We start from the raw sequence: 19,888 nt of genomic DNA, 5'->3' as shown, positions 1-19,888 counted from the left end.
TCCGTCGTCGAACCGCCCATGACGCCCCCCGAGCGCTCCGTGGCCGAACGCGTGGTCTTCGCCGCTCTCCTCGGCGTCGGGTTGCCCATCGCGCTCATCGCCTTGGTCCTCGTCACCGCCGCCGTCTTCCCCGGCCTCGCGAGCGGATCCTACGGATGGCTTGCCCTCCTGGACGCCCTGTGGGAGCACGGCCCCTGGGTGGCGCTGCCGATCGCGTGGCCGCTGCTGCGCGCCCTGCGGATCCGGCCCGCGTGGGCGGCGGCGGCGCTGGCGGCGATCTGCCTGCACGGGCTGTGGACCATGGACTCCCCCGGCATGAACCTGATCGTGCTCGGCGGCGCGATCGCCTTCCCGCTGGCCGTCCTGGGGACCGACGAGCGGGCGCACTGGAGCGTCAGGGCCGGGGTGGCCGCGGTGGTCGTCGCGATCTACCTGGCGTGAGTGCGGCGGGCGGTCAGGACGGCGTCGTGGATGGTGTACTCCTGGCCGTCGTAGGTCGTCTGCCGGGGCCGGGTGTCGGTGACCACCTCGCTCCACTCCCCTGGGGCGAGCGCCGCCGCGAGGTCCTCCGCCGTGTAGAACAGCTCGGGCATCGGCGGCCTGGGCACGCCCATCTCCAGGTCGAGCGGATGGTGACCAACGATGAGCAGCGTCCCTCCGGGCGCCACGGCCGAGGCCAGCGCGCCGAACAGGACGGCGCGCTCGTCGGCCGGCGGGTGCATGAACTGGGCGGAGACGAGGTCGAAGGCGCGCCCGGCGAAGGGCCAGGCGCCGAAGAGGTCGGCGTGCACCCACTCCACCGAGGGCTCGGCCTCGGCGGCGCGCTTGAGGGCGGTGGGCGAGATGTCCACGCCGGTCACGCGCCATCCGCGTGCGGCGAGCCAGCGGGCGTCGGCGCCCTCGCCGCACCCGACGTCGAGCGCGGTGCCGGGGGTGAGCTCCGACACCTCGGTGACGAGCTGAGGGTTGGGATTCTTGCTCCAGATGGCGGGAGCCGAGCTGTAACGCTCCTCCCAGAAGGCCTGGTCGAACATGACTCCGACTGTGCTGGACGACCGCCGCGGAGCGCAAGCCGCGTTGCCGGAACGGCAAACGATCAGATCCGACGCACGACGCCGGTGTCGAGCGAGTAGTAGGCGCCGATCACCGTGACGCCGAGGCCGCCGAGCCTGCGCACGCACGCCCGGGTGTGCGCCTGGATCATCCCGGTGACGTCGCCGCGGTAGGAGGGCAGCAACTCGTCGACGACGCGTTGCAGGTCGCCGTGGAGGCGCCGGCCGTCGCGGATGGCCTCGCGGGCGGCGGTGACCGCGCCGCAGCGCTGGTGGCCCAGGACGACGACCAGCGGCACGCCCAGGTGCTGCGGGCCGTACTCCACGGCCGCCTTGACCAGCGGGTCGAGCGTGTGCGCCGCCGTACGGACCACCATGAGGTCGCCCACGCCCGCCGGACCAGCGGTCGTTGCCGCGCATCAGCGCGGCCCAGGCCTCGCCCGCCCCGTGCGGCGCGGGCTCGCTCGGAACGGCGGGCTGCGAGCGGCCCAGGGCGACGCCCCCGGCGAATCCCATGCCGGCGAACGCCGCCCCTGCGGCCACGAGCAGGCCACGTCGCGCGATCGCGAAGTTACTCACAGTGATGACTGTGAGGCTTGGAGCCGATCGCGTCTAGATGCGGCAGGCGTAGATGTCGGTGACCAGGATCGCCCGGGCGCCGATCTCCCACAGCTGGTCCATGACCTGCTGGTGTCCCTTGCGCCTGACCATGGCGCGCACCGCCACCCAGCCCTCGCGATGGAGCGGCGAGACCGTCGGCCCCTCCATCCCGGGGGTGAGCGCGATGGCCTCCTCGATCCGCTCGGCGCGGATGTCGTAGTCCATCATGACGAAGTCGCGGGCGTGGATGACGCCCTGCAGGCGGCGGATGAGCTGGTCGAGGCCGGGAGTCTCCGGCGATCCGTGCTGCTTGACCAGCACGGCCTCGGAGCGCATGATCGGCTCGCCGAACACCTCCAGGCCGACGTTGCGCAGCGTGGTGCCCGTCTCGACGACGTCGGCGATGGCATCGGCGACACCCAGCCGGATGGCGGTCTCGACCGCGCCGTCGAGCTTGATGACGCGGGCGTCGACGCCGCTGTCGGCCAGGTAGCGCTCCAGCAGGCCGGGGAAGGCGGTGGCCACCCGCAGCCCGGCCAGGTCCTTCACGCCCGACAGCGCGCCGGACTTGGAGGCCAGGCGGAAGGTGGAACCGCCGAAGCCGAGCGGCATGATCTCCTCGGCGGGCGAGCCGGAGTCGATCAGCAGGTCACGGCCGGTGATGCCGGCGTCGAGCGTGCCCTCGCCGACGTAGACGGCGATGTCGCGCGGACGCAGGAAGAACAGCTCGCAGGCGTTGTCCTGGTCGACCACGACCAGTTCCTTGCTGTCGCGGCGGCCGCGGTAGCCGGCTTCCTTCAGCATGAGCTGGGCGGCTTCGTTCAGCGCGCCCTTGTTGGGCACGGCCAGGCGCAGCATCACAACCACCGGTAGACGTCGGAGAGCTTGAGGCCCTTGGCGAGCATGAGCACCTGCACGTGGTAGAGGAGCTGAGAGATCTCCTCCGCGGCCCGCTCGGCGGACTCGTGCTCGGCGGCCATCCAGGATTCCGCCGCCTCCTCCACGACCTTTTTGCCGATGGCATGGACGCCGGCGTCGAGCGCGGCCACGGTGCCCGAGCCCGCGGGCCGGGTGCGTGCCTTCTCGGACAGCTCGGCGAACAGTTCATCGAAGGTCTTCATGGGCTCTCTTCCAGAGTCGGATACGGCGGGGACCAGCCTAGTCTCCCCGGAGGGGGCGGGTCGCGCGTGTCCGTCAGACGAGATTCGGCTGCGCCCAGAAGATCGTTCCCCTGCCGTGCACCTCCACGTCACCGGCCGAGGCGCTGACGAACGCCGACTCCCCCGCCGCCAGCCGCTGCCTGCCCGCGAGCACCTCGCCCTCGGTGCACAGCAGGATGCGCGGCAGGCCGCCGTCGAGGCGCAGCCGGGGGTTGACCGCCCTGCCGAGCGCGAACTCCGGCGTGGGCACCCGGTAGAGGTGGTGGGAGGGCTCGACCCCGAGGGGCTGGGTCGTCGGCTCGGTCACCGCCAGCAGTTCCTCGACGTCGATCGGCTTGGGCGTCAGGCCCGCGCGCAGCACGTTGTCGGAGGCGGACATGATCTCCACGCCGAAGCCCTCGATGTAGGCGTGGAGCACGCCCGCGCCGAGGAACAGCGCCTCGCCGGGGCGCAGTTCGTGGCGGCGCATCAGCAGCGGCGCCAGCACGGCGGGGTCGCGGGGGTAGAGCCTGGCCAGGAGCCCGACCATGGCGTCGCCACGCGCCGCGATGGCCTCGACCAGCCCGGCGCGCTCCTCGTGCGGCCATTCCAGCAGCAGCCTGAGCGCCCGCAGGGTCTCGCCCGCCTTGAGCCTGGCCACCACCGGCTCCAGTGCGGCGACGCCGAGGGCCCCGACGAGCTCGGCCGCCTCGCGCGGGTGGCGGAAGCCGGCCAGCGCCGTGAAGGGCGTCAGCGCGCACACCAGCTCGGGCTTGGCGAAGGGGTCGACGTAGGTGCCCTGCTCGTGGCCGCCGCGTGCCCTCTCGGCCGACGGGTGCACCTGCAGCGACAACGGCGCGCCGACCGCGATCAGCTTCATGAGGTACGGCAGGCGCGGCCCGAACCGCTCCACCGTCGCGGCCCCCAGCTCCGCCTCGGGGTCGGCGGCGACGACCTGCTGCAGCGACAGGCTCGCGCCGCGGCGCTTCAGCATCGAGGGCCCCGACGGGTGGGCCCCGAGCCACATCTCCGCCTCAGGTCCAGGAGACGGGACAGGGCGTCCCATCAGCGTGGCGATCGCGCTCGTCGAACCCCACGCGTAGTCCTTGATCTGGTTGCTGAGCCGGTCGATCATGCCGCAGAGCCTAGCGCGGTCCCACGCATCGCCGGGCGTCCACGTCGGGCGAACAACGCGCGTGAATTTCGTGACAGAAACCTGTCCACTTGGAGCTCTATGCCACCGCGTGCCGCAGGGATAACGTCCAGGAGTTGATCGTCTGAGTCGCCCACCGGGGAGGGTTCGCCGAGTTCCCTCCGTGGTGGAAGCGGCGAGCCTCCCGTGGGTGCACAGACCCCGTCGCGGAGGTTTTCTCAATGTCGAGCACTCCCCTGTTACCCCGGCGCCTAGGCGCCCTCGTGGCCGGGCTGGTCCTCATCGTGTCGATGAGCCCGCCGGCATCGGCCGATCCCACCCCGTCGCCGTCCAAGAGCTGGAAGGCCACTCCACTGACCGGCGCCGAGCTGGTCGACGGCGACAAGTCGGCCACCGGCAAGCTGGCCGAGAGCGACCAGGCCCTGCTCAGGTCCACCTCTCCCGCTCCGGTCAGCGTCGTGGTCAAGCTGGACTACGACTCCCTCGCCGCCTACCGGGGCGGCCTGAAGGACCTGCCCGCCACGAGTCCCGCGGCCACCGGCAAGGCGCTGGACGTCAAGAGTGACGCGGCCCAGAAGTACACCAAGCACATCGAGAAGGTGGAGCAGTCCTTCCTGGACGCTCTGGCGGCGCAACTGCCCGCCGCCCAGGTCGGGCAGCGGCTGCGCGTCGTCTACGGCGGCATCGCGCTGCGCCTGCCCGCCAACGCCAGCAGCCGGCTGCTGGCCCTGCCGGGCGTCGCCGCCGTCCAGTCCGACAAGCCCGAGCAGATGCTGACCGACTCCAGCCCCGCCTTCATCGGCGCGCCGACGATCTACGGCAAGCTCGGCGGCAGCTCCCAGTCGGGCAAGGGCGTCAACGTCGGCATCCTCGACTCCGGCGCCTGGCCGGAGCACCCGTCGTTCGCCGACCCGGGCGGGCTGCCCGCTCCCGGACCGACCAGGGACGGCACACCGCGCGTGTGCGACTTCGGCGACAACCCGCTCACCCCGGCCGCCGACGTCTTCACCTGCAACAACAAGCTGATCGGCGGGGCGCCCTTCCTCGACACCTACAACGCCGTCATCGGCGGCGAGGTCTACCCGGACTCGGCACGTGACTCCAACGGCCACGGCACCCACACCGCCACCACCTCCGCGGGCGGTCCGGTCGCCGACGCCAACCCGCTCGGCATCAGCCGTGGACCGATTCACGGCATCGCCCCCGCGGCGCAGGTCTCGGTCTACAAGGTCTGCGGCGTGGAAGGCTGTTTCCCCTCCGACTCGGCACAGGCCGTCGGCCGGGCGATCCTCGACGGCGTCCGGGTGATCAACTTCTCGATCTCCGGAGGCACCGACCCCTACAGCGACCCGGTGGAGCTGGCCTTCCTCGACGCGTACGCGGCCGGCGTGCTGGTGTCGGCCTCGGCCGGCAACGACGGTCCTGGCGCGGGCACGGTCAACCACCTGAGCCCGTGGGTGACCACGGTGGCCGCCTCCACGCAGAGCCGTACCTTCCAGTCGACCGTGACGCTGACCGGGGCCTCTTCCTCTGCCACGGTCAAGGGCGCCACGATCACCGCGGGGGTGGCGGCTCCCACGACGCTCGTGCTCGCGTCGGCTCCGCCGTACAACAACGCGGGATGCACCACTCCGGCGCCGCCCGGCATCTTCACCAACAAGATCGTGATCTGTGAGCGCGGTCCAGGACGGGTGATCCGCGGCTTCAACGTCAGGCAGGGCGGCGCGGCCGGCATGCTGCTGGTCAACACCACCCCGCTCGACGTGATGACCGACAACCACTGGCTGCCGACCGTTCACCTGAACAAGCCGGAGACCGACACGCTGCTGGCGTTCGTGGCGGCCAACCCCGGCACCGCGAAGGCGTCGTTCACGCAGGGCACGAAGACCACGTGGCAGGGCGACGTGATGACCACGTTCTCCTCACGCGGTCCGGGAGGCGACTTCCTCAAGCCCGACGTGACCGCGCCCGGCCTGCACATCCTGGCCGGAACCACGCCGACGCTCGAGGACCCGACCGGCGGCCCGTCCGGACAGTACTTCCAGGCGATCGCGGGCACCTCGATGTCGTCGCCGCACGTGGCGGGCTCGGCGGCGCTGATCTTCGCCCTGCATCCCACCTGGACGCCGGGCCAGGTCAAGTCGGCTCTGGAGACCACCGCCAAGACCAGCGTCGTCAAGCAGGACGGCACCACCCCCGCCGACCCGTTCGACTTCGGCGGCGGCCGCGTCGACCTGAGCAAGGCGGGCGACCCCGGCCTGACCATCGACGAGACCGCGGCCAACTTCGTGGCGGCCGAGACCGACTCGCTCAACCGGATCGACCTCAACCTCCCCTCGGTGAACGCACCGGTCATGCCGGGCGTCATCACCGCCAAGCGCACCCTCACCAACGTGACCGACAAGACACTGGCCTACGTCGCGACCGGCAAGACCGTCGCGGGCGCGAGCATCGTGGTGCTCCCGCCGGCGTTCACCGTACGGCCGGGCAAGAGCGTCACCGTCTCCATCGTGATCACGGCGCCGGAACTGGCCGAGGGCGGCCAGTACTTCGGCCAGGTGAACTTCAAGCAGGTCGGCGGCAACCGCGACCTGCACCTGCCGGTCGCGTTCGTCCGCAAGGAGGGCGCGGTGCCGGTCGACCAGACGTGCGCGCCATCGACGATCCCGCGTAACAGCGGCGAGTCGGTCTGCACGGTCACCGTCCAGAACAGCACCCTGGCCGACGCCGAGGTCACCGCGATCAGCACGCTCGGCGCGCGGCTGCGGCTCAACGGCGTGACCGGGGCCACCCAGGTGGGCTCGCAGATCGCCACGGCCAAGCAGACGCTCGCGGCCCGCCAGCCCGACCGGCCGGGGATCGCCGAGGGCAGCCTGTTCGGCTACCTCCCGCTCGACGCGTTCGGCGTCACGCCGGTGCCGATCGGCGACGAGCAGGCGCTCAACCTGAACACCCCGCCGTTCGTCTTCGCGGGCCGCACCTGGAACCGGCTCGGCATCACCTCGAACGGCTACTCCGTCATCGGCGGCACCACCGGCGGGGAGGACATCGCCTTCCAGCCGCAGAACCTGCCCGGCCCGGCCCGGCCGAACAACGTCCTGGCCAGTTACTGGACCGACCTGGACGGCACGGGCGCGCCCGGCATCTACGCGGCCACGCTCACCGACGGCGTCGACTCCTGGGTCGTGGTGGAGTGGCGGGTGAACCTCTTCGGCACCAGCGATCTCAAGATCTTCCAGCAGTGGATCGGGACCAACGGCACCGAGGACATCACCTACGCCTACCCGAGCGCCCCCGGGTCGCCGCCCGCGGGCTACGGCCTGACGGTCGGCGTGGAGAACGACGAGGGTACGGCCGGCGGCCAGATCACCGGTCCGCCCACCACCGACCTGCGCGTGACCAGCACCCCCGGCGCCCCCGGAGGCTCGCTGACCTACACGATGCGGGTACGCGGCGTGCTGGCGGGGACCGACTCGGTCACCACGGCCACCTCGACCCCGCAGGTCAAGGGCATCACCGTGGAGGTGGACAAGATAACCGTGCAGTAGCCGGTCCGTAGCTAGTCCAGGGGCCGGGGCAGGTCGGCCGTGACGCCGACCACCCCGGCCAGCCCGGGCAGCAGGGTCCCGAGCGGGCGGTCGCCGAGCACGACCACCCGCCCGGGGCTCAGCTCACGATGGAGCACCGCCCCGTCGAGCCCGGCGAGCGTGCGCCGGAACTCCTCGAGCGGCACCTCGATGCGCACCACGTAGGAGGTTCTCATCCTCCCACTGTGACATCCGGCGAACTGATACGGTTCAGTGCCGTGGCACCCATCAAGCGGCCGACCATCGCCGACATCGCGCGGCGGGCGGGCGTCTCCAAGGGCGCGGTCTCCTACGCGCTCAACGGCCAGCCCGGCGTGTCGGAGGCGACACGCGCCAGGGTGCTGGCCATCGCCGCCGAGATCGGCTGGCAGCCCAGCCTGGCGGCGCGAACGCTGAGCGGCGCGCGGGCCCAGGCCATCGGCCTCGTGGTGTGCAGGCCGGCGCGCTTCCTCGGGGTGGAGCCCTTCTTCATGGAGCTGATCAGCGGCATCGAGAGCGAGCTCGGCTCGTGCGCGCTGATGTTGCAGACCGTCCCCGACCACCACGCCGAGCTGGAGGTCTACCGGCGCTGGTGGGGCGAGGGCCGGGTCGACGGCGTGATCCTGGTCGACCTGCACGCCGACGACGTCCGGGTGCCCGCGCTGCAGGAGCTGGGCCTGCCCGCCGTGGTGGTGGGCCACCCCTCGGTGGCCGGCTCGCTGACGTCGGTCTGGTCCGACGAGGTGACGGCCATGCGGGAGACGACCGGCTACCTGATCGCGCTCGGTCACCGGCGCATCGCCCGCGTCGCCGGGCTGCCCTCGCTCATGCACACCGTGATCCGCGACCGCGCCTTCGCCGACGCGTGCGCGGACCTGGAGCACTGGACGGTGCACACCGACTACACCGGCGAGCAGGGCGCCAGGGCCACCCGGCGCCTGCTCAGCTCGTCCGCCCGGCCCACGGCGATCCTCTACGACAACGACATCATGACCGTGGCGGGCCTGTCGGTGGCCCAGGAGATGGGCCTGCCGGTGCCGGAGGAACTGTCGCTGGTGGCGTGGGACGACTCGCCGCTGTGCCAGGTGGTGCGGCCGCCGCTGACGGCCGTCAGCCGCGACATCCCGGCGTTCGGGGCGCACGCCGCCCGGCGGCTGCTCGCCCTGGTCGAGGGCGGGCCGCCGGGCAGCTTCGAGGTCGAGGCGGCGCGCCTGACACCGCGCGGGAGCACCACCCGGCCCGCTTAGCCCACGCTGACGTGGGACCCGCCGGGACTCATCCCAGGACCTTCCGTGCCTTGCGGACCTTGGCCAGCAGGTGCGTCGACTCGCCGCCCTCGTGGCCGTTGAACGGGTAGACCTCGATCTCCTTGTCGGCGCCCGCGTAGTGGTTGAACGAGGCGAAGACGGTCGAGGGCGGGGTGACGCCGTCGCGCAGCGCCACCGAGTAGAGAGCGGGCGCGGCGGAGCGGGCGGCGAAGTTCAGGCCGTCGAAGTAGGAGATCGTCTGGAAGACCTGCTCGACCTGGTCCTTGAAGGCTTTGCAGTAGACGGCGAGCTCCTGGTAGGGGTACTCGTCCGTGATGTCCACGGCGTGCCTGATGTGCTGCATGAAGGGCACGTCGATCAGGGCCAGGTCGACATCGCCCGACAGGGCCGCGGCGGCCAGGGCGATGCCGCCGCCCTGGCTGCCGCCACTCACCGCGACCTTGGTGATCGCCGGGTGCGCGCGGGCCACCTCGACCGCGCGGGCGGCGTCGGTGTAGAGACGGCGGTAGTAGTGCCGGCCGGGGTCGAGAATGCCCGAGGTCATCACGCCGGGCGTGGTCGGCCCCGAGCCGGGATGCGGGTCGGGGGTGTCGCCGCGCCGCCAGCCGCCCGCGCCCTGGCCGCGCGAGTCGACGGCCAGGACGGCATAGCCGAAGGAGGGCCAGGCCAGCCAGTCGACCGGCAGGCCGCGGCCGCCGCCGTACCCCTGGTACTCGATGACGCAGGGCGCGGGCCCCGAGACGGGGGTGAGCAGCCAGGCCTTGATCGGGTGGCCGCCGAATCCGTTGAAGGTGACGTCGTGGACGTCGGCGGTGACGATCTCCGTCTCGATGCGCTCGATGCGGGCGTCCAGCTCATGGGAGCGCGCCTGTTCCAGGGTGCGCTGCCAGAAGGCGTCGAAGTCGCCGGGCTCCTCGCGAGCCGGAAGGTAGTCGCGTAGCTGAGCCAGCGGCATGTCAACGAACAACAGGGGACTCCTCGGGGGGCGGAGGGCTGGGACGTCGTGCGTGGGCGTCTCGGTGAAGTGCGCGTCCTCAGTCGTTCACGCACCTCAGCACCGGCCTGCCGGTGACCTTCAGCGGATCCAGGCCGGAGACGCCCAGGTCGAAACTTACGCTCTCGCCCGGTAGCAGCGTGATGAGCTGGTCGTCCGCCTCGGCCGCCGGGTCGAGGCGGTCGGGGAAGACCGCCAGGTCCCTGAGCAGGGTGTGGGCGGTCACGTGCAGCGTGCGGCCCTCCAGGCGGGCGGCGTAGGCGGCCTTGGGCAGGTCGAGGTCCTTGTCGGGCAGGTAGAACCACAACGCCCGGGTGGAGCCGGCGCTCACCGCGATCAGTTCGCGCGCCGGGTCACCGCTCTCGGCCAGCTCGCGGTCCAGCGGCAGGGTGAGGGCGCCGCGCGGCGGTACCTCCAGCTCCAGGTGCTCGCGCGCCAGTTCCCCGCCGGAGACGGACAGCCGGACGGCCAGCGCCTCGGCCCGCCAGGGCTCGTCGTCGTCGTTGACCGCGACCAGGGCCAGGCCCTCCGCGCGGGGCTGGACGGTCAGCAGGCGGTCGGCGTGGGCGCGCCTGAGCGCGTGGAACAGGGGCTTGCGGCGCCCGTCGCCGTCGACGGCCGACCACGAGGTGACCGGCCAGCAGTCGTTGAGCTGCCAGACCACGCTGCCCGCGCAGTACGGCCACAGCGAGCGGAAGTGCTCGACGCCGAGCTGGATGGCGCGGGCCTGGTTGAGCTGGGTCAGGTAGAGCCAGTCGTCGTAGCCGTCCGGCTCGTCGAAGTGGTGGGCCAGGCCCCTGGCCAGCTTGCCGTTGCCGTCGTCGGCCTTCTGGTGGTGGCGCAGGCCGGGCGAGTCCGGGGTGAGCGGCTCGTCGTGGATGGCGCGGGCGATGGTGGCGTGGGTTGCGGGGGCCTGCCAGCCGAACTCGGCCACGAACCGTGGACGGTAGTCGCGGTAGTGAACGTAGTCGCGCTCGTTCCACACATCCCAGATGTGCATGTTGTTGACCTCTGGGAGATTGGGGTGCAGCTCCATCGAGCCGGAGTAGGGACTGCCCGGCCAGTAGGGCCGCGACGGATCCATGTTCCCCACGATCTCGGGGAGCAGGCCGAGGTAGTACCTCTCGCCCCAGGACCTGCCGTTCAGGGCGGGCTTCCACTGCCAGTCCGCATAGCCCCAGATGTTCTCGTTGTTGCCGCACCACAACACCAGGCTGGGGTGCGGCATCAGCCGCACCACGTTCTCCTCGGCCTCCGCCGCGACCTCGCTCCACAGCGGCTCCTCCTCGGGGTAGGCCGCGCACGCGAACGGGAAGTCCTGCCACACCAGCAGGCCCAGCTCGTCGCAGAGCTCGTAGAAGTCGTCGCTCTCGTAGATGCCGCCGCCCCAGACCCTGATCAGGTTGACCCCGGCCTGGCACGCCTGCTCCAGCCGCTCGGCGTAGCGGTCGCGGCCCACCCGGGAGGGGAAGCAGTCGTCAGGGATCCAGTTGACACCCTTGGCGAACACCGGCCGGCCGTTGACCTTCAGGGTGAAGGCTCCATCGGCCGTGTCGAGTTCGGCCGTCCTGAAGCCGATCCGGCGCCGCCAGACGTCCTGGCCCGCCGTGACGGTCAGCTCGTGCAGCGGCTGCCGGCCGTGGCCGCGCGGCCACCACAACGCCGGGTCGGGCACCTCCAGCTCCAGCACCCCTTCGCGGGAGATCGCGCCGACCACGCGCAGGCCGCACAGCTCCGCCGCGACCTCGACGGGTTCGTCGTGGGTGCGCTCCAGCTCCACGTGCACGCTGACGCGGGCCACGCCGTCCCGCACGCGGACCACCGGGCGCACCCGGGACAGGCGGGCCCCGCTCCACTCGTGCAGGCCGACCGGGCGCCAGATGCCCGCCGTGACCAGGGTGGGCCCCCAGTCCCAGCCGAAGTTGCAGGCCATCTTCCTGATCATGTTGTACGGCTCGGCGTAGGCGCCCGGCCGCTGCCCCAGCTCGGCCCGCAGGCGCTCGGCATAGGCGTACGGCGAGGCGAAGGTCACCGTGAGCGTGTTCCGCCCGGGCCGGAGCGTTCCGCGCACGTCGAAGCGGTAGGAGCGGTGCATGTTCGCGGTGTTCCCCACGGGCGCGCCGTTCAGTTCTATCTCCGCCACGGTGTCGAGACCCTCGAAGAGCAGGTCGGCCCGCTCGTGGCCGGACGGCTCCCAGGTGAGGGTGGTCTCGTAACGCCAGGCGGAGCGGCCGATCCACGTCAGGCCGAGCTCGTGGGTGTCGAGGTAGGGGTCCGGGATCAGCCCGGCGGCGAGCAGGTCGGTGTGCACGCACCCGGGTATCGTCGCGGGGGCGCTCAGGTCGCCCTCCACCTGGTGCAGGGTCCAACCGTGATGCAAGGGGCGCAGGGAACTCATGAACACTCCGGCCACATAATCGGGATAGTGCGAAACATGTCATCACTTAACCCGTTAAGTTTCAATAGCTACTGAACCGTTTCATAATGTGTATCACCCTTGACGGCGGCCAGCAGGACGCGGGTGGCCATGCGGCGCAGCGGATGCACGGTGGCCGGGCCACACCCCGCCAGCCTCAGCCACTCGTCGAGGACGTGCGCGGGATACAGGCGGCCGCCCTGGGTGTGCAGGAGGTTCAGCTCGAAACACCGGGCGAAGGCCGTGTCGACGACTCCCGCGCCCACGGGGGACGGCGCCGTCTCCAGGACCAGCGCCAGGCCACCGGGCCGCAGCGCCGCCACGGCCTCCTCCACCAGACGGCGGGCCGGTTCCGGCGCGAACCCGTGGAGCACGTTGAACAGCAGGACCACGTCGTGGCCGGTGCCGGGCTCGGTGGCGAACCCCACCCGGCCGGCCAGCCCGGCGGCCTCGGCGTTCGCGCGGCCGGTCTCCAGCGCCTCCGGCAGGTCCACGACGGTCGCCGACAGCCCCTCGTGCAACAGGCAGTAGCCGATGCTGAAGCGCGCGTGGCCGCCGCCCAGGTCCAGCAGCCGGGCGGCGCCCTTCGGCAGCGGCACCGCCTCGGCCACCTCCTCGAACAGCCAGTCGGCGAGGTTGCGCTGGAGGGCGTGGAAGCCGCGGAACACCTCGCTCCTGGTGGCCAGCCAGGCGTAGAAGTCGGCTCCCGGGGTGCCCGTGCGCACCGAGCCGTCCAGGCCGCTCCACAACTCGGAGATGAGGGCATGCCAGAAGCCGAGCGCCGTGCCGTACGAGCCGGGCGTCGAGGAGAGCAGCCAGCCGGCGGCCACACCGTTGGCGTAGCGGTCACCGTCCCGTTCCAGATAGCCCGTGGCGGCCAGCGCGTCGAGCAGGACCCGCAGGCTGTACGGCTCGGCGCCCAGCTCCTCCGCCAGTTCCTCCGGCCCGCGCGCCCCGCCGGCGAGGGCGTCGAAGAGGCCCAGCCGCAGCCCGGCCGCGGCCGCGTGGAAGGCCATCGTGTGGACCAGGTCGACGAGGGGCGCGGGAGCCTGCCCGGCGACCAGGTAGCGGGCGGCCTCCTGCGGCGGGAGCGAGAGCGGCATGGGTCCTCCTAGGGGACGGATGGTTCTGCGTCGCGGGCCGCGTCGGGCATCCGATCCTCGATGCCCCGCAGGCGCGGCAGCAGGAGCACGATCGCCGCCAGCGCGGCCATGAGCAGCCCGAACACCAGGTACAGCAGCGCGATGCCGCGGCCCGGCCCGGTGCCGATCAGCTCGCCCACGCTCCCGGCCAGCGCGCCGTTCTCACGCATCAGCGGCTCGGCCGACCACTCGGCCAGCAGCGCCGCGCCCAGGTAGGCCGGGGGCATGGCGAGCTGTCCCAGAGTGCGCCCCGTGGCCTGCACCCGCCCCAGGGCCGCGGTGGCGGTCTTCGTCTGGATCACCGTGGCCAGGCAGCTCGTGACCGCGGGGAGGGTGAACAGGAACAGGGGCGCGGCCACCGCGATCAGCGCCACCGACGGCCGCAGCCCGTGCGCGGCCAGTGCCACCGCCGCCAGCAGCATGAACGCCCCGGCGCCCGCCACCTTCGCCCGCGGCCCGCCCCAGGCGCCCATGACCAGGCTGCCCGCGAACATGCCGGCGCCGCCCAGGAAGACCAGGAGACCGAGCGTGGCAGGCGAGGCGAAGGAGAGGATCAGCGGCCGGATGAGCACCCCGGCCGCGGCGAAGATCAGGTTGAACCCGGCGGAGATGGCCACCAGCGGGAGCAGGCCGTGGTCGCGCAGGTACGTCAGGCCGTACAGCAGGTCGGCGCGCCACCTGGGCGGTCGCGCCGGTTCCGGCCTGACCACATGGGCGGGCAGCCTGGTGGCCAGCACCACGCCGACCGCCACGGCGAACGAGGCCAGGTCGATCAGGACCACTCCGCGCAGCCCGGCCGACTCCAGCAACGTTCCCGCTGCCACCGGCGCGGCGATCTGCATCGCCCAGGAGGCCTGCATGAGGCCGTTGGCCCTGCCCAGGTGGCGGCTGGGCACCAGCAGCGGTGTCATCGCCTGGTAGACGGTCAGGTGGAAGGCGGCCGCCGCCGCGCCCAGGGCCGTGCCCACGTAGACGTGCCACACGGCGAGCTGGCCGGTGGAGATCAGCCAGGCGAGGACCAGCGTCCACGACGCGGCCCCGGCATCGCCGAGGATCAGCATCAGCTTGCGGTCGAACCGGTCGGCGATCACTCCGGCGACGGGAGAGACGATGAGGCCGGGAACGACCGCGCACAGGAGCGTGGCGGCGAAGTGCAGCTCGGAGCCGGTCTCCTGGTAGACCCAGACGCTCAGGACGAACGCCGTCAGCGCCGAGCCGACGACCGAGACGAGCTCGGCGAGCCAGAGGGAGGCGAACCTGGTCATCGCATCGTCTCCAGGTACAGCCCGATCAGCCGGCCGTCGAGCGGCGGGAACCGCAGTCCGGCCGCGCCGACGGTCGCGGCGCAGTCGAACCTGTCCACGGTCGAACCCCATGGCTCGTCGCCCGCGAACGCGGCCATCGCGACGTCGTCGCGGGCGTCGGCCTCCTCCTGCCAGCGCCGCCACGGCACCAGTTCTGCGCCGAGTGCGCCGGCCAGCTCCGGCGAGGAGATCGTCTTGGGGTTGGCGTAGTGATAGTCACGGCCGGTCGAGGCGGGATCGAGCGCCAAGCGGACGATACCCGCCGCGACGTGGTCCACCGGCGCGGCGTCGTGGCCGCCCGGCAGGTCGGGCACCATGCCGAGCTGCCTGCAGGTGCGCAGGAGCCTGCTGAAGTAGTCGCCGGGGTCGCAGATCCCGGACCCGCTGGCGCCGCCGACGCGGGCCGGCCGGTGGATCGCCGCGGGCAGGCCGTGCTCGCGGGCGGCGCGGACGAGGGCGTCGGCGACCCAGCGGCTCTGATAGTACGGCGAGGCCAGGCCGTCGGGCTCGTCCGGCTGCCGCCCCTCCGTCACCGTCCCCCGCCCGGCCGCGTAGAGGCCGAGCGTGGTGACGGCGTGCACCGGGATCAGGCGGCGGTGCGCCGCCAGGCGCAGGACCTCCAGGGTGCCGCCGACGTTGACGGGTTCGAGCGAGCGGTACGGCTGGGCGAAGCTGGCGTGCCTGCCGTAGTGCACGATCAGGTCGGTCTCACCGGCCAGGGCCTCGTACCGTTCCGCGACCAGGCCGAGCCGGGGCTGGGTCAGGTCGCCGGGCAGGACCGTGATGCGCTCACTCGTGGCGGGCTCCCCGAGGCCGCGCCCGGTCATCGCCTGACGCAGCCTGGCCGCGGGATCCTGCGCGGCCGTGGGTCTGACCAGGCAGTAGACGTGGCCGGCGCCCTGGTGCAGCAGTTCGGCGAGGAGGAAGGAGCCCAGGAAGCCGGTGGCGCCGGTCAGCAGCACCACGCGCGGCGCGGTTGCCCGCTCGCCCGTGCGGGGAGATGCGAGGGTCCGGGACCGCAGGGCGGTGCGCAGGTCGCGGGGCAGGGCGGCGCGGGCACGCAGGCCGGCGGCGTCCGGCTCCTGGCTCGCCTGGCCGGCCGACGCGGCGAACTCGGCCAGATCCGCCGTCTCGAACAGCGCCGAGAGCGTCAGCCGCACCCCTGCCGACCGCTCGACCTCGCGCAACATGCGCACGGCGACCAGCGAGGAGCCGCCCAGGGCGAAGAAGTTGTCGTTCCTGCCCACCCGCGCGGCTCCCGTCGCCCGCCGCCACGCCTCGGCCAGCGCGCGCTCCAGCGGTCCGCGGGGAGCCTCGTGAACGGGCGCGGCTTCGTGGGCGGCGGGCAGCCGGGTGTGATCCGGCTTGCCGTGCGCCGTACGCGGAATCTCCCCGAGCGGCACCACCGCCGCGGGGACGAACTGCCTCGGCAGCCGTCCCAGCAGGAAACGCCGCACGTCGCCGGGATGGGCGCTGCCCGCGGTGTAGGCGATGAGCCGCCCGTCCGCCGCGACCACGACGGCGTCCCGCACGCCGGGGCAGGCCAGCGCGACCGCCTCCACCTCCGCGGGCTCCACACGGTAGCCGTTGATCTTCACCTGCCGGTCGGCGCGGCCGAGGAACTCCAGCGTGCCGTCGGCCCGTTGGCGGGCCAGGTCTCCCGTCCTGTACATCCGCCCGCCCGCGAACGGGTCCCGCACGAAACGTTCGTCGGTCGCCTCCCGCTCGCCGAGGTAGCCGCGGGCCAGGCAGGCGCCGCCCAGATGCAGCTCTCCGGGCGTGCCCGGAGGGACGGGTCTGCCCCTGCCGTCCAGAACGTGGGCGCGGACGTGCGGCAGGGGCCGGCCGATGGGCAGGTGACCGAGCTCGCCGAACTCGGCGGCGTCGACGGTGCGCAGCACGGTGGCGCAGACGGTGGCCTCGGTCGGGCCGTAGTGGTTGAACAGTGCCACCGTCCCGCCGGTCAGCCGGGAGAAGGCGCGCACGGACTCCACGGGCACCCGGTCACCGCCGACCATCATCGTCGTGACGGGCCACTCGACCGTGGCGCCGCCCAGGTCGTGAGGGTCGCGCAGGTCGTGCACCCACTGCTGCCAGAGCGAGGAGGGCGCGTCGACCGCCGTGACGCCGTGCCGTACGCACCAGCGGACCAGGCCGGGACCGTCGAGCTCGGCCGGGTCCGGGTGCAGGACCAGCGCCGCTCCCCCGGTCAGGGCGGGGAAGAGGTCGCCGGCGGAGGCGTCGAAGGTCAGCGGGGGCAGCATCAGCACCCGTTGTCCCGGCTCGAAGCACTCGTGGACCTCGCGGAAGGAGCGGGTGAGCTCGGCCAGGGTGCCGTGGGTGACCATGACGCCCTTCGGCCGGCCGGTGGAGCCCGAGGTGAAGACGATGTAGGCGAGGTCGCCGGGCCCGACGGGCCGGGCGGGCGGCTCGTCGGCCTCGTCCTCGCCGGGCGTCAGGCCGCCGGCGCCGATCACGGCACGGGCGCCGGACTCGGCGATGAGCAGGCTGAGGCGTTCTACGGGCTGGGCGGGATCGAGCGGCACGTAGGCGCACCCGGCCTTGAGCACGCCGAGGACGGCGACCAGCGCCTGTGCTCCCGCGGGCAGGACCACCGCCACCGGCGAGCCGGGGCCAACGCCGAGATCCCGCAGCCGGTGCGCCAGCCGGTTGGCCCGCCGCTCCAGCGCCCCGTAGGTCAGCACGGTGTCGCCTGCCAGGGCCGCAGCCTCGGGGGCGGTGGCGGCGCGGGCGGCGAACTGCTCGTGCACCGGCCGCGTCCACTCCTCGCGGACCGCCGTGAGGGAGGGCTCGGCCAGCGGGATATCCCAGACCCGGCAGGCCGGGTCCGCGGCCATCGCCGTCAGGATGGTGACCAGGCTGGCGGCGAATCCGGCGACCGTGCCCGGGTCGAACAGGTCGGCGGAGTAGTCGAGCACCAGCTCCAGGTCGCGTTCCGTCCCGACGAGGCCCAGGAGGGTGAGGTCGAACCGGGCGGTCTCGGGGGTCAGGTCCTGCCACACCGCCGACAGTCCGGGGGCGGGCTCCTGCGCGCCCGGCGGGTGTTCCACCACGAGCATCGCCTGGAAGAGCGGGTTGTGGCCGGAGCCGCGTCCCGGATCCAGCTCGGCCACCAGTTCGTCGAACGGGAAGCCCTGATGTTGCAGGCCGCCCAGGGTGGTACGGCGGGCCTGGCGCAGAAGCTCGCGCGCCGTGGGATCGCCCGACAGGTCGACGCGCAGGGCCAGGGTGTTGACGAACATGCCCACGGCGTCCGGCCCCGGCCGGTCGGCCCCGGTGGCGGGGGTGCCGATGACGATGTCGTCCTGACCGCTGTGCCTGGCCATCATGACGGCGGCCGCGGCCAGCAGGACCATGAAGGGCGTGCAGCGCTCACGCCTGGCCAGACCGAGCACGGCCGCCGCGGTCCCCTGCTCCAGCCGTACGGGGTGACGTGCTCCCCTGCCCGCGGTGGACCTGCGCGGACGGTCGGCGGGCAGCTCCAGCAGGGGCGGCGCGCCCGTCAGCGATGCCTTCCAGTAGGCACGGGCACTCTGCGTCGCCGCGGGCTCCTGGTCCGCCGCGACGGCCGGGAGCGCGGGCGGCACGGGCGGCACGGGCAGCGCGGGCAGCACGGGCTCGCGGCCGGTCAGGATGGCTCGGTAGCAGGCCCACAGGTCGCGCAGGACGATACCGATCGAGGGGCCGTCGCAGACGATGTGATGAAAGGTCAGGACCAGCAGGTGTTCCTCGGGACCGCTTCTGACCAGGCCGACGCGGAACAGGGGTCCGTGTTCCAGGTCGAGTGGCTCCTGGGCGATCCGGCCGGCGATCCGCGCGGCCTCGCCGGCGCGCCCGGCCTCGCGGACGATCAGCGGGGCGCGGGCGTCCTGGCCGGTCACCCACACCGGCTCGCCGTCGTGCTCGGCCACCACGCTCCGCAGGGCGTCGTGGCGCTTCACCACGGCCAGGAGCGCGGCTTCGAGCGCCGCCCCGTCCAGGGGGCCGGTCAGCCGGTAGGCGTGCCAGATCAGGTAGGCCGTACCGTACCCGGCCCGGTCCAGGAACCACAGGCGGCGCTGGGCGGGCCTCAGGGTCGCGTTCAATCGGACGTCACCGCCGTCGGTGTCTCCCGCAGGTGGGAGGGCACCCGGTGGCCGAAGTAGCGCTGGTAGGCGCTGAGCTGGCCCTGATCGTCGCGCAGGAACGGCAGGTCGGTGGGGACCATGTGCCTGATGGCCAGCAGCGGGACCGGGCTGGCGAGGGGGCGGAAGTCGGCGTTCCACAGGCCCGCCTTGTCCGGCGGGCCGTCGTGGAACTCACCGATCATCAGCCCGAGCTCGACGTATCCGGTCTTGAGCCGCCGCTGCGCCTCGTCGATCAGCTCGGTGCGCCCGCCGAGCTCGGGGAAGGCGACGAGGATCGTGGTGAACTGGGCGGCATGCCGCTCGCGGGGGGCGAGTTCGAGGAACCAGTCGCGGTAGGCCTCGACGCGGCGGATGATCTCGTCGACCGTGGCCGGCGGGCCCGCGAAGATCGATACGTAGAAGCGGCCCTTGTCGAGCGAGGGCTGGGTGTACGGGCAGGTCGGTCCCTTGCGGCCGAGTTCGGGGTGGGGCCGGCACAGGTACTGCCTGGCCCAGTCGACGATGGTGCCCGCCACGTCGACGTCGGAGACCTCGAGCAGGCTGAGCGCCGGGTCCAGGGGATGGACGATCATCGCGCGGCACCTCCGAGCGCCGTCCCGGCGCGCGGGCACATGCCTCGCCTGACAAGCCGGGACACCGGGGCGCACGTGCGGTCGCGCCAGGCGGGGGACGTGGGCGGCCCGGGTCCGTCCGCGGTGATCGTTTCCTTGCCGGGTTCCTCGTCCACCCGTAATCGCAGCAGGGCCTGGACGGTTGGCGGGCTCATCACTCACATCCTCTGGAACGTTTCCGCAGGCGACGTGGATCGTCGGCACTACGTCCGGGAAGACGGATCGGCTGAAGCACTTGATCGGGTGGGAGCGTTCCCACGGCACAGGCTAGGTAGGGCTTTCGGCAGACGTCAAGACGTGTTTCACGGACGGAATTGCGGCCGCTACTCAACGTGGATAATCGTCGGGAATTAACGACCCGCAGGTCAACAGCGGTAACACATCGCCAGCAAACGTCCTGTTACGTGTTGCTTTTGTGTTGACAGCTTCCTACCTTGTGTGGGAGCGCTCCCAATCTGTCGTCCTCCCAAGGGTGCCCATGACCAGGAACACACC

General features: G+C 72.4%; 15 protein-coding genes. 3 read left to right on the top strand and 12 right to left on the bottom strand.

Features of this window, described 5'->3' with window-relative positions; genetic code table 11:
• The first annotated feature begins 18 nt into the window (after nt 1-18).
• Nucleotides 19-441, top strand: coding sequence for a hypothetical protein (locus tag HNR30_RS36785; RefSeq protein ID WP_181614766.1), 423 nt, complete (start codon nt 19-21; stop codon nt 439-441).
• Here HNR30_RS36785 and HNR30_RS36780 read toward each other — a convergent pair.
• The 5 genes from HNR30_RS36780 to manA form a co-directional block, all read right to left on the bottom strand.
• Nucleotides 429-1,034 carry a class I SAM-dependent methyltransferase gene (locus HNR30_RS36780; RefSeq protein WP_181614765.1) on the bottom strand — a complete coding sequence of 202 codons (606 nt, stop codon included), beginning with the start codon at nt 1,032-1,034 and terminating at the stop codon, nt 429-431. The two genes, HNR30_RS36785 and HNR30_RS36780, sit on opposite strands and share 13 nt — an antisense overlap.
• Nucleotides 1,035-1,096: 62 nt before the next feature.
• Complete coding sequence (locus HNR30_RS36775; protein WP_181614764.1) at nt 1,097-1,441, bottom strand: carbonic anhydrase; 345 nt, start codon at nt 1,439-1,441, stop codon at nt 1,097-1,099.
• A 223-nt stretch (nt 1,442-1,664) separates the two neighbouring features.
• Nucleotides 1,665-2,510: an ATP phosphoribosyltransferase gene (gene hisG, locus HNR30_RS36770; protein ID WP_220134429.1), complete on the bottom strand. Its 846-nt coding sequence runs from the start codon at nt 2,508-2,510 to the stop codon at nt 1,665-1,667.
• Entirely contained in the window at nt 2,510-2,773 is a 264-nt protein-coding gene (locus HNR30_RS36765; RefSeq protein WP_181614762.1) for a phosphoribosyl-ATP diphosphatase, read from the bottom strand. Before HNR30_RS36765 ends, hisG begins: the two co-directional genes overlap by 1 nt.
• Before the next feature lie 73 nt (nt 2,774-2,846).
• Nucleotides 2,847-3,926 carry a mannose-6-phosphate isomerase, class I gene (manA, locus tag HNR30_RS36760; RefSeq protein WP_181614761.1) on the bottom strand — a complete coding sequence of 360 codons (1,080 nt, stop codon included), beginning with the start codon at nt 3,924-3,926 and terminating at the stop codon, nt 2,847-2,849.
• A gap of 239 nt (nt 3,927-4,165) precedes the next feature.
• On the opposite strand from manA, the gene HNR30_RS49650 reads away from it, so the two are divergent.
• Nucleotides 4,166-7,492, top strand: a complete 3,327-nt coding sequence (locus HNR30_RS49650; RefSeq protein WP_181614760.1) for a S8 family serine peptidase — start codon at nt 4,166-4,168, stop codon at nt 7,490-7,492.
• Between the two features lie 11 nt (nt 7,493-7,503).
• Here the strand turns inward: HNR30_RS49650 and HNR30_RS36750 are convergent, their stop codons facing one another.
• Entirely contained in the window at nt 7,504-7,707 is a 204-nt protein-coding gene (locus HNR30_RS36750; RefSeq protein ID WP_181614759.1) for a hypothetical protein, read from the bottom strand.
• A gap of 51 nt (nt 7,708-7,758) precedes the next feature.
• Between HNR30_RS36750 and HNR30_RS36745 the strand changes: the two genes are divergently transcribed.
• On the top strand, nt 7,759-8,757 hold the full coding sequence (locus tag HNR30_RS36745) for a LacI family DNA-binding transcriptional regulator (RefSeq protein WP_181615181.1): 999 nt from the start codon (nt 7,759-7,761) through the stop codon (nt 8,755-8,757).
• A gap of 28 nt (nt 8,758-8,785) precedes the next feature.
• Here HNR30_RS36745 and HNR30_RS36740 read toward each other — a convergent pair whose 3' ends face one another.
• From HNR30_RS36740 to HNR30_RS36715, 6 genes are all read right to left on the bottom strand, one after another.
• Nucleotides 8,786-9,745: an acetylxylan esterase gene (locus HNR30_RS36740; RefSeq protein ID WP_181614758.1), complete on the bottom strand. Its 960-nt coding sequence runs from the start codon at nt 9,743-9,745 to the stop codon at nt 8,786-8,788.
• 67 nt (nt 9,746-9,812) lie between these two features.
• Entirely contained in the window at nt 9,813-12,152 is a 2,340-nt protein-coding gene (locus HNR30_RS36735) for a glycoside hydrolase family 2 protein (RefSeq protein WP_312894903.1), read from the bottom strand.
• Nucleotides 12,153-12,238: 86 nt separating this feature from the next.
• Entirely contained in the window at nt 12,239-13,291 is a 1,053-nt protein-coding gene (locus HNR30_RS36730; RefSeq protein ID WP_181614756.1) for an SAM-dependent methyltransferase, read from the bottom strand.
• 8 nt (nt 13,292-13,299) lie between these two features.
• Nucleotides 13,300-14,595 carry an MFS transporter gene (locus tag HNR30_RS36725; protein WP_181614755.1) on the bottom strand — a complete coding sequence of 432 codons (1,296 nt, stop codon included), beginning with the start codon at nt 14,593-14,595 and terminating at the stop codon, nt 13,300-13,302.
• A complete protein-coding gene (locus tag HNR30_RS36720; RefSeq protein ID WP_181614754.1) occupies nt 14,592-18,740 on the bottom strand; it encodes a non-ribosomal peptide synthetase in 4,149 nt (1,382 codons plus the stop codon). The genes HNR30_RS36725 and HNR30_RS36720 overlap by 4 nt, the downstream gene beginning before the upstream one ends.
• Complete coding sequence (locus HNR30_RS36715; RefSeq protein ID WP_181614753.1) at nt 18,737-19,354, bottom strand: DUF6875 domain-containing protein; 618 nt, start codon at nt 19,352-19,354, stop codon at nt 18,737-18,739. The genes HNR30_RS36720 and HNR30_RS36715 overlap by 4 nt, the downstream gene beginning before the upstream one ends.
• Between the last annotated feature and the right edge of the window lie 534 nt (nt 19,355-19,888).

It is taken from the genome of Nonomuraea soli (assembly GCF_013761175.1).
Classification (GTDB): Bacteria; Actinomycetota; Actinomycetes; order Streptosporangiales; family Streptosporangiaceae; genus Nonomuraea; species Nonomuraea soli.
This window is presented reverse-complemented; position numbering and strand designations above follow the sequence as displayed.